This window comes from Bradyrhizobium sp. CCBAU 45394, assembly GCF_028128655.1.
Lineage (GTDB): Bacteria > Pseudomonadota > Alphaproteobacteria > Rhizobiales > Xanthobacteraceae > Bradyrhizobium > Bradyrhizobium diazoefficiens.
Map to the genome: position 1 here is coordinate 1 of NZ_LBIX01000017.1, position 15,816 is coordinate 15,816.

Consider the following 15,816-nt stretch of genomic DNA (forward strand, 5'->3'; position numbering starts at 1 on the left):
TGCAGCGCACCGTATGTCAGGTCGTCGAATACGGTGACGCTGTCGGCCTTGGTCCACAAGCCGATCATGCCGGCGTCCCTGATCGATTCGTCCTCGACCTCGAACATCGGCTTGCCGTCATACGTCACCTTGAATAGCTTTCCCGCGAATTCGCAGCGTAGGGAATGCCATTGACCTGATGGCACCGATACCTTGACGCCATAGCCACCTTTCCGGCCGACGATATCGAGCGCGCTGCGAACACCCTTGATCGTCTTGTAGAGCACGACATTGTCTTCAAGCGCGTTGGCCCGCACGACATAGTAATTGTCGGCATCCTTTGCGCGCCAGACAAGACCGGCCGCACGATCCTCGGAGCCTGCGATCGCCTTGAACTTGACCTCGACGAACCCGTCCAGGATGCTGGTGCCGTTCCTGAGCGCCACTGGAAACGTCGCCTGACCGGATTGTTTCAGGACGTTCGGCTTGCTTGGCGCCGTCGACTCCGCCTCGACCGTCCATTTTGGCTGGCCGCGACCCGTCTTCGTCAGAGTCCAACCTTCGGGCGCTGCGCCGGTTGCTGCGTTGTCAAAATTTACAGTGTCTGCCATCGCGTTTCCTTCCACCGACAATAGGAACAACGCCACCCCCAAGAGCGCTACGCTCATTCTTCGCACGACGTCTAAGCTTCCCGCCTGTATTGATCGTAGAGTGTCGCAGCGTTGTCCCATTTGATCGCTTCCATGTAGATGTCGACATACTTCGCGGCCGCGGCGCCGTAATCCATGTGATAGGCGTGCTCATACATGTCGAGCACCAGCACGGGGCGTCCGCCGGCCAGCGTCGTCGTGTGGTCGGCGGCCCACTGATTGACCAGCCGCTTGTCGCGCGGTGAGTAGGAAAGAATCACCCAGCCGGAGCCGCCGCCTTCGGCCTTGCCCATGGCGGAGAACTCCGCGCGCCACCGCTCCATGCTGCCGAAATCGCGCGCGATCGCCTCGGCAAGTGCTGTGCTCGGCTTGCCGGCACCGCCGAGCCCGTCGAAATAGATTTCATGGAGGATCATCGAGTTTGACGCGACGAGTTCCTCGCGCTTCAGGCCGTTGATGACGAAGTTCGGAGCTTTCGCGAAGTCGAGCTCGGCGAGTTGCGTTCCGATCGCGTTCAGTCGCTTTACGGCGCCGACATAGTTGTTCTCGTAGTGACTGACGAGCACCTTCTCCGAGATGCCGGCAATGGATTTCGGATCGAACGGCATCGGCTTGGGCTGGTATGTCATTGGCTTGGCTCCTGTTGGCTGATTGGCTTGCGCAAGGGCTTGCGTCCCCGCGAGTAGTGCGGTCGACGCCGCGGCGGCCCCCACGCCCCTGATGAAGTCTCGGCGGTCGGTATTCGTGGTCATGAAGTCCTCCACTTGATCGTCGTCCCCAACGTCCCCCGCGTACTCGCTAGCTCTTGGTGCTCGCCGTCTTGTCGCGTGCGCAAATAGACCGCGCGGTCCTCGTCGATACGGACATCGACGAGACCGGCGCGCTGGCGGCACCAATTGACGGGACAATTTCTGTGATGAGATCGAGATGAAAGCAGACATGCAGCGTCCTTGGTGACCAGGACGCGATACTTGGGCATGTCGCCTCGCGGGGAGATCGCAAATCCCCGTGCCTCGAATTAAGCGCCTGCCGGCGGCAGTGTCAATCTGCTGCGCGACGCCGCCGGGGTGACGATTTCTTGAAGAAGGTTCCGACCTTGTCGCGCACCGGGCCGTTTCGGTATTGTCCGTGCGCCTCCCGCAAAGATCCCAAAGGAGCGAGCCAATGAGCCTCAAAGCCGTCGTCTTCGACGCCTACGGAACGCTCTACGACATCCAGTCGGTCGCTGACATCACCGAGGATGCGTTTCCGGGCTATGGTGAGATCATCACGCAGGTCTGGCGCATCAAGCAGCTCGAATACACGTGGTTGCGCTCTCTGATGCAGCGCTACCAGGACTTTGACGCGGTCACGCGCGACTCACTCGCCTATACGCTGCGCATCCTTGGGCTCGCTTATGAGCGCGAGGAATTCGAGCGCGTGATCGAAAAGTATCTGCATCTCGATCTCTATCCGGATGCAACAAGCGCGCTTGCGGCCTTGAAGCCCCGACAACTCGCCATCCTCTCCAACGGCAGTCCGGACATGCTGAACGGGCTCGTGCGCAACACCAAGCTTGACGGCCTGCTCGATGCCACCATCAGTGTCGATGCCAAGAAGGTCTTCAAGCCGAGCCCGAAGGCCTATGAGCTGATCGGCGAGGTGCTCGCTACCAAGCCTGACGAGGTTCTGTTCGTGTCCTCCAATCCCTGGGACGTGGCCGGCGCGAAATCGTTCGGGCTGAACGTCGCCTGGATCGAACGGGTGACGCCGGAAGCCATGGCGCTGGCTTGCGTCGAGAACGAACTCGTGGCACCGCTGACGATGTTCAAGGCGATCCGCACCCAGATGGACGAGCTTGGCTTTGCGCCGGACCACCGCGTCCGCGCACTCTCCGAGCTGCCAAGTATCATCTGAGGTAGGTACGCCGCCCGCCCGTGAGACTGGAATGAGCCTGGAATCCGTTCGCGCCTTCTTCGCCGAGAAAGCCCCCGACATCTCCGTCATTGAATCCCCGATCAGCTCCGCGACCGTGGCGCTGGCGGCCGAGGCCTATGGTGTCGAGCCGGGGCGAATCGCCAAGACGCTGTCGTTGCGGATCGGCGAGCGCGTCATCCTGATCGTCGCCGCCGGCACCTCGCGCATGGACAACAAGAAGGTGAAGACGCAGTTCGGCGGCAAGCCGAAGATGCTGGGGCTGGAAGAGGTCGCCGAGATCACCGGCCACGAGGTCGGCGGCGTCTGTCCGTTCGGACTGAAGGCGCCGCTGCCGGTCTATTGCGACGTATCGCTGAAGGCGTTCGACGTGGTGGTGCCGGCCGCAGGCTCGACTCACAGCGCGGTGCGCATCACGCCCGAGCGGATGGCCGAGCTGACCGCGGCCGAATGGATCGATGTCTGCGAAATCAGGCCTTAAGAGACGTTAATCGTCCTCATCGTAAGGCCGCGGCTGCGGGGGCGGCGGCGCAGCATTGTAGCGCGGTGGCGGCACCGCCCGCCCTCGCGGGACCGGCTGCTGCGGCTGCATCTGGTTGTTGGATTGGAACACCGCACGGCAGGCGCTGGAGAGCTGGGGCGTGTTCTGCTGCAAGCAAGCCGTGATGCGGCTCACGTCCGGAATCTGGTCGCTGCACAGGCGCCACACATCCGGTGTGCAGGCCATCTGCTGTTCCATGGTTCCGCGATATTCTTCGGCGAATGCTGCGCCTTGCGCGACGATGCCGCCAATCGCGAGCGCCACACCCAGCGCAATCCGCTCTGTTCGCATGTCTCGATTCCTTCCAGAGTTTCTCGAATTCTCATCAATCAATGAGACGCGGGCAGGTTCTGGACGAACAAAAAAATGTGAAGGTCGGGCCGGAACCTACTCCACCCGGCCGATCTTCTTCACGGCCGTGATCAGCCGCGCACTGTCGGTCGCCACAAATTGCGAGAACTCCGGCGCGTCCTGATAGGCGACGAGACTGCCGGAGGCCTCGAAGGACTTGAGGACCTCCGGACTCGCCATCACCTGCGCCATGGCCTCGCGCAGCCGGGTCGCGATCGGCGCGGGAAGAGAGCTCTGTGCAAAGAGCCCGGCCCATATGTACATCTCGACATCCTTGTAGCCGAGCTCCTGGAAGGTCGGCACGTCGGGGAAGCTCGCGATGCGTCGCGCACCGCAATTGCCGAGCACGCGCAGCTTGCCGTCGTCGACCTGCGGCTTCAGCGTGCCGGGCGCGGCCGCGATTGCCTGCACGGTGCCGCTGAGCAACGCGGTGAGCGCGGGACCGGCGCCGCGGAACGGCACATGCAGCAATTTGATGCCGGCGCTGTTCGCAAACATCTCCATCGCCACATGCAGCGTGCCGTACGGCCCGGACGAGCCATAGGTGATCTGGCCCGGCCGCTTCTTCGCGTCCTCGATGAAATCCTGCGCGGTCTTCCATGGTGCCGAGACCGGCACCGCGAGCAGCGTGGGATCGGCGAGCACGCGCGCGATCGGCATGAACTGCGAGACTTCGTAGGCGACGGGACGGTCGAACAGCCGGTCGGCCTCCGGCAGCACCGCGAGCGACGAAAGGGTCATCAGCAGCGTGTAACCATCCGGCTCGGCGCGCGCCGCCGCGGCATTGCCGACCGATCCGCCGCCGCCGCCGGCGCGGTTGTCGACGATCACGGGCTTGCCGAGGATCCGCTCCAGCGCCATGGCCACGGGGCGCGCGGCGAGATCCGCCTGGCCGCCGGCCGGAAACGGCACGATCATGGTGATGTTGCGGGCGGGATAGCCCTGCGCGAGCGCCTGGTCCGGTAACGCAGCCCGCAACAACGGCAATGCCGCAACCGCGCGCAAGAGATCGCGTCGATCCATGGTGGTCCCTCCCCCTGATTTTCTTTGTTTCGCGGCCAGCCTAGCGCGGCGATCGGCAAGAACAAGACGTTTACGAAGTGCTAACCATGTTCGGTCCGGCCCGGAACGCATCCCCGGACCGGCTGTTGCCCTTCCAGGGAGTAAGTGATGCGCAATCTTCAAACCATTGACGTCGCGTTGGACGAGATGCTGGTCAATCTCGCGGCGATCGTGCTGCGGCTGTCAAAGCCCGAGGTGACGCGAACCCCGGAGGCGCGGCGCGCATTGGCGCAATCGGTCCACCAATACGCGGTCTGCGCGGCACGCTCGACGGACCCGCGCGTCCACGAATTGAAATCGGAACTGGAGGGGACGCTGAAGCCGAGCCTGCGCATCGTCGCGATCAACGGCGTGAAGGTGTCGTAGTCAGACCGTCTTCGCCTTCGCGCGCGTCCGCCGCTTGCACGTGCCCGGCAGCTTTGCCGCGAGAAAATCGGCGAGCGCTTCGACGCGCGCGGGGCGCGGGCCGCCAGGCGGCGTCACCAGGTGCACGGCGCCTTCGGCCTGCTTCCAGTCCTTCAGGATCACCTCGACCTCGCCGGAGGAGATGGCCTCGCCGACGATGAATTCGGGAAGCTCGGCGATGCCGAGGCCGGCGATCAGCGCCGGCATCACCGCTTCACCGTTGTTGACGCGGAGTTGACCGCCCGGACGCACGCTTGCCTGCTCGCCGGCGGAATTGGTGTAGTGCCAGACATTGGGCGTGGAGAGATAGGCGTAGCTGAAGCATTTGTGCTCGGCCAGATGCATCGGATGCGTCGGGCGGCCGTGACGCTTGAGGTAGGACGGCGCCGCCACCGTGAAGCGCGGCATGGTGAACAGCCGCCGCGCGATCAGCGAGGAATCCGGCAGCCGCGCGATCCGCACCGCCATGTCAAAACCCTCGCCGATCAGATCGATGGTCGCATCGCTCAGATGCAGATCGACCGAGACTTCCGGATAGGTCTCGAAGAACTCCGGCAACAGCGGCGCCACCGCCTTGATCCCGAACGTCATGGGCACGGCGAGCCGCACCAGGCCGCGCGGCGCCACCGATTGCGCCAGCGCCTCGTTCTCCGCCGCCTCGCCATCGACGAGCAGGCGCGTCGCGCGCTCGGCGAGCTTGTGCCCGGCATCGGTCAGCGCGAGCCGGCGCGAGGTGCGGTTGAACAGCCGGGCGCCGAGCCGCTCCTCCAGCCGGGTGACGGCCTTCGACACCGTCGCCTTGGACATCGCGAGCTCGCTCGCGGCCCCCGCAAACGACCGTAATTCCACGACTTTTGCGAAAATCGCGAGCGCCTCGAAATCGGGGAGTTTTGCCATGGGAGCGGGTCCGTAAGGAGTAATTCAGGAAACAATGCGTTTCAACAGTTTCTATTTCTATACCACAGGCGGAGGCTTATCCAAGCGTCATCAGAAATTCAGGAATGGAGAAATCCAATGACCAAGAAGCTCTCAGGCAAGGTTGCCCTCGTCACCGGCGGTTCGCGCGGCATCGGCGCAGCCTCAGCCCGCGCGCTCGCCGATGAAGGCGCGGATGTCGCCATCAGCTACGTCGCCTCGCCCGACAAGGCCGAAGCGGTCGTCACGGAGTTGAAGGCCAGGGGCGTCAAGGCTCGCGCTTTCAAAGCCGACCAGGCCTCGGCCAAGGACGTCACCAAGCTCGTCAACGACGTCGCCAAGGAATTCGGCCATCTCGATATCCTCGTCAACAATGCCGGCGTCGCCGCGGGCGGCGCGACCGACGATGCCAAGGCCGACACCGACGCGCTGGAACGCCAGGACCAGGTCAACGTGCATGGCGTGATCGCGGCGATCCGCGCCGCCTCGCAGCTGATGGGCGAAGGCGGCCGCATCGTCACGGTCGGCTCGATGCTGGCCGACCGCGCCTCGTTCCCCGGCCTTGCCGACTACGTCGCCACCAAGGCGGCCGTGGTCGGGTACACCAGGGGCGCGGCGCGCGACCTCGGCCCGCGCGGCATCACCGTCAACGTCGTGCAGCCCGGCTCGATCAACACCGACATGAACCCGGACGACGACCGCGACTTCGCGGAAGCCCAGCGCAAGCAGCACGCGCTCCAACGCTTCGGCCGCCCCGAGGAAGTCGCCGCCGGCGTTGTCTTCCTCGCAAGCCCGGAGGCCTCCTTCGTCACCGGCACCGTGCTCAATGTCGACGGCGGGTTTGGCGCGTAACGCCAAACCCCTCCCCTCCAGTCAGGAACCCACATCCATGATCGAACTCAGACCTTTCGCAAAGCTCGGCGGCGCCGACCACGGCTGGCTCAAGGCCAAGCATCACTTCTCCTTCGCCAGCCACTACGACCCGAACAACATGGGTCACGGCTCCTTAAGGGTGTGGAACGACGACGAGATCGCGCCGAACACGGGCTTTCCCGCCCATCCCCATGCCAACATGGAAATCATCACCTATGTGCGCGAGGGCGCGATCACCCACCAGGACAACCTCGGCAACGAGGGACGCACCGAGGCGGGCGACGTGCAGGTGATGAGTGCCGGCAGCGGCATCCGTCACTCCGAGTACAATCTCGAGCCGAGCAAGACCCGGATCTTCCAGATCTGGATCGAGCCTGTGGCGCGCGGCGGCCAGCCGACCTGGGGCTCGAAGCCGTTCCCGAAAGGGGACCGCTCCGGCAAGCTCGTCACCATCGCGAGCGGCTTCAAGGACGACACGGACGCACTGCCGATCCGCGCCGATGCGCGGGTGCTCGCCACCACGCTGAAGGCCGGCGAAAGCGCGGAGTACGAGCCGCAGACGTCGCGGCATCTCTACCTCGTGCCCGCGGCAGGCTCGGTCGAGATCAACGGCGTGCGCGTCAACGCCCGCGACGGCGCCGCGATCCGCGACGAGAGCAGGTTGAAGATCACGGCGCTCGAAGACTCCGAGCTCGTGCTCGTCGACGCGGCTTAGCGGCGGCGAGCTACATCATCTTCCGTCATTCCGGGATGGCGCGAAGCGCCAGACCCGGAATCTCGAGGTTCCGGGTTCGATGCTTTGCATCGCCCCGGAACGACGGAGCAATCACGAACACTCACTGATCACCCAACGGAGACCACCATGACCAAAGTTCTCGTCCTCTATTATTCCGCCTATGGCCACATCGAAGCGATGGCCAACGCCGTTGCCGAAGGCGCGCGCGAGGCCGGCGTCACCGTCGACATCAAGCGCGTGCCCGAGCTGGTTCCGGCCGAGGTCGCCAAGGCCTCGTACTACAAGGTCGACCAGGCCGCTCCGATCGCCAAGATCGAGGACCTCACCAATTACGACGCGATCATCGTCGGTACCGGCACGCGCTTCGGCCGGATGGCCTCGCAGATGGCGAACTTCCTCGACCAGGCCGGCGGGCTCTGGGCCAAGGGCGCGCTGCACGGCAAGGTCGGCGGCGCCTTCACGTCCAGCGCGACCCAGCATGGCGGCCAGGAGACGACGCTGTTCTCGATCATCACCAACCTCCTGCATTTCGGCATGGTCGTGGTCGGCATGAACTACGGCTTCGCCGGCCAGATGAAGCTCGACGAGGTCACCGGCGGCGCGCCCTACGGCGCCACCACGATCACCGGCGGTGACGGCAGCCGCCAGCCCAGCGCCAACGAGCTCGCCGGCGCGCGCTATCAGGGCCGCCAGATCGCGGAGACCGCCAGGAAACTCCATGGCTGAGCGGCACGGCTGAGCTCCACGGTTAAGCTGCGCGGTTAGGCTTGACGATCGACCGCATGGCTGATGCGACACGGGCGGCATTCTCTTTCGGGAATGCCGCCCCATCTACGTATTCAGGGATATTTGACCAGAAGCGATACGAATGGCTTTCGAACTCTTGTTGATTGCGCAGATGATCCGCAGGCCCGCCCAGGCGCTTGCGCGGCGTTGGTATTGCCGCAGCCTGTTCCGCGCCTCGCGCGGCCGGCTTCACTGTGCAGGTTGCACGGGATCGTGAGACGGCAATCCCCCTAGGCCTGCGTGATGTCGGCGTGAGGCTGAACTGACTCCGTCGAGATGGGCGCCGGCGCCGTCGACAGCCACCAACCCTCACCGGCGAACCAGCACGTCTGGTCGGGAGCGCCTTTCCTCCGCAACGACTGCACGCTCTCCCATCCTCTTGCGAACGCCTCGGCCAGGCGCCGGCCGGCCTCCACATCCTGCAATCCTGCGCAGCCTATGAACTGGGCCCGGCTGAGAAATTTCGCCGGCCAGATCGCGTCGTCGTCAGGACGCGTGATCATTAACATACCGCCGTGCATGCCTTCCGGCGCCAACGGAAACACCAGCCGCCCGCCGGGCCGTAGCGCCTCGAGCCACTCCGTGGCCGGCTGCGCCGCGCCGGCGCAGACATAGATCACATCCGCAGCCGGCAGATCGGACGCGATGCCCGAACGGTCGTGCACATCCGCATGGGCGATATCCCTGAGATTTTCGCGCGCCAGTCCTGCCAGACGCTGGTCGATCTCGTAGGCATGGACGCGGCCGCCGGGTCCGACGAGATGCGCGAGGATCGCGGTGTAGTAGCCGCTACCCGCACCGATCTGGATCACAGTCTCGCCTTCCTTCACGGCGCAGCCGCTGAGCCAATGGGCGTGCGCACCGGGCATCCCGATATTGAGGCCACGCGCGCTGTCGAGCGCCAGCAGCGTGTTCTGATAGATGAACGCGGGATCATCATCGGGCGTCACGACATAGGGATGGCCGCCGAGACAGATCGACCACGGCCCGGGCCCGACGAAAGGCTCGCGCCTGACGGTCCGAAAGGCCTCCTCGATACGGGGATCCGCGGCCCTCGCCGCGGCGCAGATCAGCTGCGCATAGAATGCGCGATATTTTGCCGAACGATCTTCCATGTCGCCTCCGTGAAACGGAGACGACGATAACACAACGATTGCGATATTCGAGCGACATCTGCAATCGGGGGGCGCGTGCTCTAGCGCGTTCCCTTGCCCATCGCCCGCGCCGCGACAGCGGCCAGCCTGGGATGGCGGCGCAGGCCCTGCGCGGCATGGTCGCGCCATGCGTAAGGAGCGCCGCGCCAGGACAGCGCGACGCTGGCGTCGGTCAGCGCGACCTTCTCGGCGCCGAAGCGGCGCTTGTAGCCCTGGTTGCCGATGCTGAGATCGAAACGGCGCACGCCCTCCGCATGCAGCGCCGCCATGGTGCGCTCGGTGACGAGCAGCCCCGGCGAGCAGCTCGACCATGAATCGCCGGCGTGGCTGATCCGCAGCAGGAAATAGGTCGCGCCATGCCTGACGCCGAACGTGGTGGCAACGACGCCCTCGTCGCACACCAGCGCCGAGATGACGGCATAACCATCCGCGACACCCTGGCGAGCGACGTCGCGATAGAATCGGGCATGCGTGTCGTCGTTGAGGACGAACCGCGAGCCGAGCTTGCGCATGCGCGCCTGCTGCTGCGCGTCCATCACGTCCAGCAGCTCAAGCGCGCGCGCGACATCCGTGGCGATCTCGAACCGCGCGCCGGCATGACGGCTGAACACGCGCCAGCAGCGCGGCATCTGCATGCGCTTGATCGAGGCCTGATAGCCGTCATAGTCGTCGCCCGTCAGCACGAGATTGCCGTTCAGCGAGCTGGATCCGATACGGCCGAGCGACACCAGCGGGTTCGGCTTGCCGCCGACATGCGCCGGCATCTTCCTCAGGCGCAGCAGGTCGAAGCGATCGGGCAAGGCGCAGAGCGCGTCGACCAGCGCCTTGCCGATCGCATCCATCGCCGCCGCATCCAGCACGGCATCGAGCGCCAGGATCGGCGCGTTGTTGTCGGAGACGCCGAGGTCGGCGAACTCGACGACGCGGATGCCGCGCCTGATATGGCTGATCATCGGCACCACCGCGATGTCCTTGCCGGTCGCGGCATCGGAGATCACAGCGATCAGCGGCGCGAGATCGTGAAACGCCTCGTACCAGGCGCCGAGCCAGTATCCATGCTGGAACGCGGTGCGATGCCCGCCATTCAGGCGCAATGCGGCCTGCCGCCAGTCACGCACGAAATCGACCGCGATTCCCGACGTGCTGGACACCCGATCATCTGGTTGCTCGACGCTGAGAAACGCCATCCGCGGGTCATACAGTGACTGAATGTTTCCAGATAGATTATGTTTTGCCGCAGTCCACAAGTGACGTCACCGCATATCGTTAAGCGGATGCCATTACGGCCGTCCCGGCTGCGACAAGCTGTCAGCGCGCGGCTCCGTTTGTTCGACGCACTGGAACCTGGCCAGGAAATGCAGACCGGCCGCGGCAAGCGCGAACATGAACCAGATCGGATTCTGCCGTTCGAGCAAGAAGGTCTCGGTGGTCCCGTAGTACAGGCCGAACAGCCACACGGTCAGGAACAGTTTGACCAGCGCGGCGCTGCGGTTGTGGGCCTGGGCCGACTGGAAATTACGGAGCGGCGCGAGCACGAAGACGAGGACGACGAGCAGCAAGCCCGGCAGGCCGATGGTGACCGCGAGGTCGAGATAGCTGTTGTGGCTGTGCGCGGCGGACGTCGCCCATTCGGCGCCCTGGGCGGTCTGCCGCGCCGTCACGTCGTCCCAGAAGGCCGCATAGCCGTGGCCGATGATCGGCTTTTCGGCGACGGCCGCGAGCGCGAACTCCCAGATGTCGGAACGGCCGGTGAAGGTGGGATCGAGAGGAAGCAGCCGCGTCATGGCGCCGAGCGACGGGCTCACGACACTGCCGACCGTCAGCAGGTTCATCACGATCAGCGGGACGAAACACATGAGCCGCTTCAGCCACGGGCTTGGCGTGGCACAGACCAGCGACGCGAGGGCGTAGATCGCAAGGCACAGCACCGACGACGTCTTGCCGCCGGTGAAGATCAGGAAGATGCCCGCCAGCGCGGCGATCGCCGGTCCCATCACGAACGACCCGACGCTGCAGAGGTAGATGCCGACATAGACCAGGATGGTCATCACGGGAGATGCGACGTTCTTGTGGCCGAAACTGCCGCGCCAATCGCCGGCAAGCTGCGGCTCGGTGACGTCGAGCGCGGTGTGCATGGAATATTGCGGCGCGAGGAAGACGCCGAGATAGCACAGCACCAGCAGCACGAGCGCGGCAGCGCCGAGGCACAGGTTGAAGCTGCGCTGCGTCGGCGGCAGCAATGGCAACAGAACGGCGAGCGACGTCACGCTGGCCGCGAGCACGAAGCGCTGCATCGAGACGCCGCGGCTCTCTGAGAAGACGATGTTGATCAGCAGCCAGCCGACGAGGCAGAGATGCAGCGGGGTCACCAGGCTCTTCAGCGCGGGCGCATCCGTGGCGGCGACGAGCAACGCGGCGATTGCAGCCAGGAGGCCGAAGGAGATGTAGGTGAGCGCCATTCGTCCGCCGACGACGGTGGTGACGTCGGGATTGCGCAAATCGGGAAACGGATCGAGCGTCACCAGCACGAGGAGGAGGGCCGCAACCGCGACGAGGCAGCGCGCCGCCAGCACGGCATTCAGACCGGCAAGCCCATCGCGCAGGACGTGGCCGAACGATCGGGCCTCGACGTCGGTCATGTCAGCGGCACTGCGATCCATGGCTCAAGGCCGGCCTGGTGAACCCCGGGGAAGCAAGCGACAAGTCTTAGCTCGTCCTCGTTAACCATCCGTCAACCAGCAGGCCGGACGCGTCGGACGCCTTCTGCCGCCGCGCCACGCTTCGCGCGATCTCGTAATATTGCAGCGCTCGCTGTTCCAGCGTGAGATTGTCGAGCACAAAGCCGCGCGGATCGAACGCGTCAGCGGCGCAGCCGGTCCAGAAATCGTCCCAGCCCGCCTCGAACCCGGCGGCGTCGACGAACCTCGTGCCGCAACGGTGATCCCAGTACGGCACCGACGACACCGGTTCGAACTTCACGCGATGCGGATAATAGTCGGGGTCCCGCCACGGGCCGCCAGGGTCCCAGGCGAACACCGGCACGCCGCAGGCCAGCGCCTGCTGATAGGCGATGCCCTGGCTTTCGTTCTGGCACAGGAAGATCATCGCGCGCGAGCGCGCCAGCGCGGCCTGATACTCCTCCTCCTTGTAGCTGCCGTAGCGCAGCTCGGTGAACGAGCGCCCCTCCTTGAGCAGCCGGGCGCGGACAGGCTCGATCAACTCCGGCGCATAGCGCTCGCGGTCCCAGTGGACCTTGTCGTAGATCAGCACGTCGACGGTCTTCTGCGAGGCGCGCGACGGCGCCCAGAGATCCGTGTCGATGCCGACGGGCCAGGCCTCCGTGTCGGGCCAGTACGGCCGGTACATGTCGGCGTACCACTGGCCGGGCACCACGACCTTCTTCACCGGCAGGCGCTTGAACAGGTCGGGATCGTCGAGCGGATGATTGTGGGCGGCGACACCGAGCAGGATCGGATTCTTCCACGCGAACTTGTCGAGCAGGAAGGTGCGACCGATGATGCAGGCGACTTCCTCGGGATGCTGCGCGACGTAGCCGTAGTCGTTGACGCGGTAGCGGATGCCGAGCCGATCGAGCCCCGCGCAGAGATTGAGGAACACGCGAAGCTGCCCGCTCATGCGCGGCTCCCCGAGCAGCATGCGGCGCGCCATGCGCCGCAGATGCCGGTCGCCGGGAAACCAGCGGTCGTCCTTGTCCTCGTAGAAAAGGTTGAGGACCATGTCGTCGGGATCGTAGTCGAATGTCTTTGCGGGCACTGGAATCCATCCGCGGCAGCCGAGTGCGCATTCTCGCATGGGACCGGCTGTCGCACTCTTCCAAGTTTGCGACAGGCTTAATGCCAACGGCTTAACGTTATTCTGCGAATCCGGCGTCGCGCAGGCCTTCCGAGAAACGATTTGGCCGTAATGCGGGTATCATCCGCAGCGGCCAAGGTTGCCATCGATCGCATCTGCAGATGCGCCCTGGTTAACGAATCCTTAAAGCGAGCCGCAGCTTGATCACCGCCGAAGACGTTCTCGATTTACCGGTCAGCGCACGCGTGGCGACGCAAGCGCGCCTCCCGCTGCCGGTGGGCTCGACCACGTCGGTGTCCGTCGTCATTCCCGCCAAGAACGTTGCGGCCTATGTCGGCGAAACCCTCGCCAGCGCGCTGGCGCAAGGCGAGGTGACCGAGGTGATCGTCGTGGACGACGGTTCGACCGACAGCACCATCGCGATCGTCCGCGCCATTCGCGACCCGCGGCTGCGCCTGATGACCAACGATTCCGCCGGCGTATCGGCCGCGCGCAATCTCGGCGCCCGACATGCCAGCGGCGAGTGGCTCCTCTTCCTCGATGCCGACGACCGCCTGCGCCCCGGCGCGGTCGCGGCACTGCTGGCGGCAGCTCGCGGAGCTCCGCGCGCCGTCCTCGTCTACGGTGACTACAACACGATCGACAGCGAGGGACGGCAGGTCGGCCGGCGCGACCTCTTGAAAGGACGCCGCAAGCCCTCCGGCGACGTGCTGACGCGGCTCGCGGCCGGCAATTTCATCGTCAATGGCGGCATCGCGCTCGCGCGTGCGGAGGCCTTCCGCGCCATAGGCGGCTTCGACACCTCCCTCAGATATTGCGAGGATTGGCACTGCTGGTGCCGCCTTGCTGCGATCGGCGAGTTCGAGTTCGCACCAAAGCTTCTGCTCGACTATCGCCTGCACACGGCCAACACCATGAACGCGGCTGTGCGGACACCGCAGGATTTCTTCCCGGCGATCGCGCGGGTCTTCGACGACGGACTGATCCTCGCGAGATTGCCCGAGGGCACGGCAGCCCGGCTGCGGCAGGCGGCCGAGATTCATCTCGTCACCTATTCGGCGATGCAGGCGGTCCGCTTCGGCAGATATCGCCAGGCCTTCATCTATCTCGGGATGGTCGGCCGCCGCTCGCTCAAATCGCTGCCGCGCTCCGCGCTCAGGGTTGCCCTCGCCTGCTTTGGCATTTAGTCCGCCGCCACGGCGTCAGGACACGATCTTCGAGGCCTCATAGGGCTTTGGCTCGATGCCGAGCGCTGCCAGCAAGGAGCCGAGCGCGACCATCACGGGATGCATCGCGACGACGGCTTTCGACGTCGCCAGCAGGCGGGCCGCGCGTAGTAAAGACAGCGGCAGCCGGCCGAGCATCTGCGCAAACACCCGCACCCGCGCCGCCACGCCCTGCGCGGCCTTGTACTGCACACGGTAATTGATCGCGCCGATACGCAGACCGCGCTTTGCGATCCAGCCGAGGCTGGTGCGGCTTTGTGGCACGGTCTCGGTGATGACCGCCTCTGTCGTCCAGTGGAACGTCATGCCGGCATCGCGGCAACGCACGAAGAAGTCGCAGTCGCCGCCGCCGAGGAAGTTGAAGCGCAGATCGAAAGCCGGACTGCCGAGCCGGTCGAACGCCGCACGCGTGATCAGGCAATTGCCGCAGCCATAGATCAGCGGCACCGCGCCGCTGTAGTCATAGGCAGGGCGGAAGGCGGGATGACGCGAAAGCCAGGGCTGGCTGTCATCGTCGAAGTCAGGCAGCACCGGCCCGCCGACCACATCGGCGCCGGTCGCCTCCGCGGTGCGAACCATCAGCTCGAGCCAGTCGGGCGAGGCGATCTCGTCGTCGTCGATCATCAGGAAGCGGGTCGCAGCGGGAAACAGCGCCTGCGCCGTCTCGAACGCAGCGTTGATCGCCTGACAGTTACCCTGCCGCTGCTCGACAAGGCAGATGCCCTGGAGCCGGCCGTCGGCGAGATACTCCGCGGCAACCGGCGCGCTCTCGCGCCGCGCGGCATCGTTCTCCACCATAACGACGGCGAAGGAACGCGGGGTTCGCTGGCTCGCGAGCGATTCCAGCGTCAGCCGCAGATGCTGCGGGCGGCGGAAGCAGGGAATGCAGACAACAATGCCGACCGACAGGTCGATGACGCGAGAGCTCGCCGCGATCTCCCGGTTGGGATCGTGCACGGCATCCGAGAGCCGGCTGGCGGACAGGTCTGTCGGGATCAGCGTCATGGCGTTCTAGATGCCCGAGATATGTTGAAAAAGCCCTGCGTCAATCGCATCAGCCGGTGACGTCCCGCGAGGACACAGTGCCACGGGACAGATGCGTGCCAAAGTGAACGGCCGGACCGAGGCGCGAAACGGCACCATTCCGCGGATCTCTCGACAATGCAGACCTGCCGCCATGCGCTTAACCGCTTTCGCGTGTTTTCCCTGCCAATCCATGCGCACGTGGTACTGCAAGTCGCAGTCCATCGGCCGCGGACGGCGCGACAGGGACAATGCTGTAGTTAACGGCCATGCGCATTAACCCGACCGTAAGCACCGCGACCGGTGAAGCGTCGCGGCACCAGATTTGCTCTTCGGGCATGCGAGACTTTTCCTGTAAATTTGAGTCGAACAAGCGCGGTCAGAAAAT

17 protein-coding genes are annotated in these 15,816 nt (G+C 65.0%); 7 read left to right on the top strand and 10 right to left on the bottom strand.

Features of this window, described 5'->3' with window-relative positions:
* Both WN73_RS09510 and WN73_RS09515 read right to left on the bottom strand, forming a co-directional pair.
* Window positions 1–590: hypothetical protein (locus WN73_RS09510; protein WP_271552509.1), on the bottom strand; the 590-nt coding region annotated here is incomplete at its 3' end.
* 71 nt (window positions 591–661) lie between these two features.
* On the bottom strand, window positions 662–1,258 hold the full coding sequence (locus WN73_RS09515) for a superoxide dismutase (protein WP_028173935.1): 597 nt from the start codon (window positions 1,256–1,258) through the stop codon (window positions 662–664).
* A gap of 535 nt (window positions 1,259–1,793) precedes the next feature.
* On the opposite strand from WN73_RS09515, the gene WN73_RS09520 reads away from it, so the two are divergent.
* Both WN73_RS09520 and WN73_RS09525 read left to right on the top strand, forming a co-directional pair.
* Window positions 1,794–2,525, top strand: a complete 732-nt coding sequence (locus WN73_RS09520; protein WP_271552510.1) for a haloacid dehalogenase type II — start codon at window positions 1,794–1,796, stop codon at window positions 2,523–2,525.
* Window positions 2,526–2,556: 31 nt separating this feature from the next.
* A complete protein-coding gene (locus WN73_RS09525; RefSeq protein ID WP_011090290.1) occupies window positions 2,557–3,024 on the top strand; it encodes a YbaK/EbsC family protein in 468 nt (155 codons plus the stop codon).
* A 6-nt stretch (window positions 3,025–3,030) separates the two neighbouring features.
* On the opposite strand, the gene WN73_RS09530 is transcribed toward WN73_RS09525, so the two are convergent.
* A complete protein-coding gene (locus tag WN73_RS09530; protein WP_011090291.1) occupies window positions 3,031–3,375 on the bottom strand; it encodes a hypothetical protein in 345 nt (114 codons plus the stop codon).
* Window positions 3,376–3,471: 96 nt separating this feature from the next.
* A complete protein-coding gene (locus WN73_RS09535) occupies window positions 3,472–4,458 on the bottom strand; it encodes a tripartite tricarboxylate transporter substrate binding protein (RefSeq protein WP_271552513.1) in 987 nt (328 codons plus the stop codon).
* A 147-nt stretch (window positions 4,459–4,605) separates the two neighbouring features.
* On the opposite strand from WN73_RS09535, the gene WN73_RS09540 reads away from it, so the two are divergent.
* The gene (locus WN73_RS09540; protein WP_028173932.1) at window positions 4,606–4,863 is read left to right on the top strand and encodes a hypothetical protein; all 258 of its coding nucleotides are present in this window, start codon (window positions 4,606–4,608) and stop codon (window positions 4,861–4,863) included.
* Here the strand turns inward: WN73_RS09540 and WN73_RS09545 are convergent, their stop codons facing one another.
* The gene (locus WN73_RS09545; RefSeq protein WP_028173931.1) at window positions 4,864–5,799 is read right to left on the bottom strand and encodes a LysR family transcriptional regulator; all 936 of its coding nucleotides are present in this window, start codon (window positions 5,797–5,799) and stop codon (window positions 4,864–4,866) included.
* 117 nt (window positions 5,800–5,916) lie between these two features.
* Between WN73_RS09545 and WN73_RS09550 the strand changes: the two genes are divergently transcribed.
* The 3 genes from WN73_RS09550 to wrbA all read left to right on the top strand — a co-directional run bounded on the left by WN73_RS09550 (window position 5,917) and on the right by wrbA (window position 8,152).
* Window positions 5,917–6,669 carry an SDR family NAD(P)-dependent oxidoreductase gene (locus WN73_RS09550; RefSeq protein WP_271552515.1) on the top strand — a complete coding sequence of 251 codons (753 nt, stop codon included), beginning with the start codon at window positions 5,917–5,919 and terminating at the stop codon, window positions 6,667–6,669.
* A gap of 37 nt (window positions 6,670–6,706) precedes the next feature.
* A complete protein-coding gene (locus WN73_RS09555; RefSeq protein ID WP_271552516.1) occupies window positions 6,707–7,405 on the top strand; it encodes a pirin family protein in 699 nt (232 codons plus the stop codon).
* Between the two features lie 147 nt (window positions 7,406–7,552).
* Window positions 7,553–8,152 (top strand): NAD(P)H:quinone oxidoreductase, encoded by a 600-nt coding sequence (gene wrbA / locus WN73_RS09560; RefSeq protein WP_028173929.1) that lies wholly within the window; start codon window positions 7,553–7,555, stop codon window positions 8,150–8,152.
* A gap of 290 nt (window positions 8,153–8,442) precedes the next feature.
* Here the strand turns inward: wrbA and WN73_RS09565 are convergent, their stop codons facing one another.
* The 4 genes from WN73_RS09565 to WN73_RS09580 all read right to left on the bottom strand — a co-directional run bounded on the left by WN73_RS09565 (window position 8,443) and on the right by WN73_RS09580 (window position 13,140).
* Window positions 8,443–9,327: a protein-L-isoaspartate O-methyltransferase family protein gene (locus WN73_RS09565; RefSeq protein WP_271552517.1), complete on the bottom strand. Its 885-nt coding sequence runs from the start codon at window positions 9,325–9,327 to the stop codon at window positions 8,443–8,445.
* Between the two features lie 80 nt (window positions 9,328–9,407).
* Entirely contained in the window at window positions 9,408–10,553 is a 1,146-nt protein-coding gene (locus WN73_RS09570) for a GNAT family N-acetyltransferase (RefSeq protein WP_271552519.1), read from the bottom strand.
* 93 nt (window positions 10,554–10,646) lie between these two features.
* Complete coding sequence (locus WN73_RS09575; RefSeq protein ID WP_271552520.1) at window positions 10,647–12,026, bottom strand: O-antigen ligase family protein; 1,380 nt, start codon at window positions 12,024–12,026, stop codon at window positions 10,647–10,649.
* Between the two features lie 46 nt (window positions 12,027–12,072).
* A complete protein-coding gene (locus WN73_RS09580; protein WP_271552522.1) occupies window positions 12,073–13,140 on the bottom strand; it encodes a glycosyltransferase in 1,068 nt (355 codons plus the stop codon).
* A 239-nt stretch (window positions 13,141–13,379) separates the two neighbouring features.
* Here WN73_RS09580 and WN73_RS09585 point away from each other — a divergent pair, with 239 nt between their 5' ends.
* The gene (locus tag WN73_RS09585; RefSeq protein ID WP_271552524.1) at window positions 13,380–14,366 is read left to right on the top strand and encodes a glycosyltransferase; all 987 of its coding nucleotides are present in this window, start codon (window positions 13,380–13,382) and stop codon (window positions 14,364–14,366) included.
* 15 nt (window positions 14,367–14,381) lie between these two features.
* Here WN73_RS09585 and WN73_RS09590 read toward each other — a convergent pair whose 3' ends face one another.
* On the bottom strand, window positions 14,382–15,410 hold the full coding sequence (locus tag WN73_RS09590) for a glycosyltransferase family 2 protein (RefSeq protein WP_271552526.1): 1,029 nt from the start codon (window positions 15,408–15,410) through the stop codon (window positions 14,382–14,384).
* Between the last annotated feature and the right edge of the window lie 406 nt (window positions 15,411–15,816).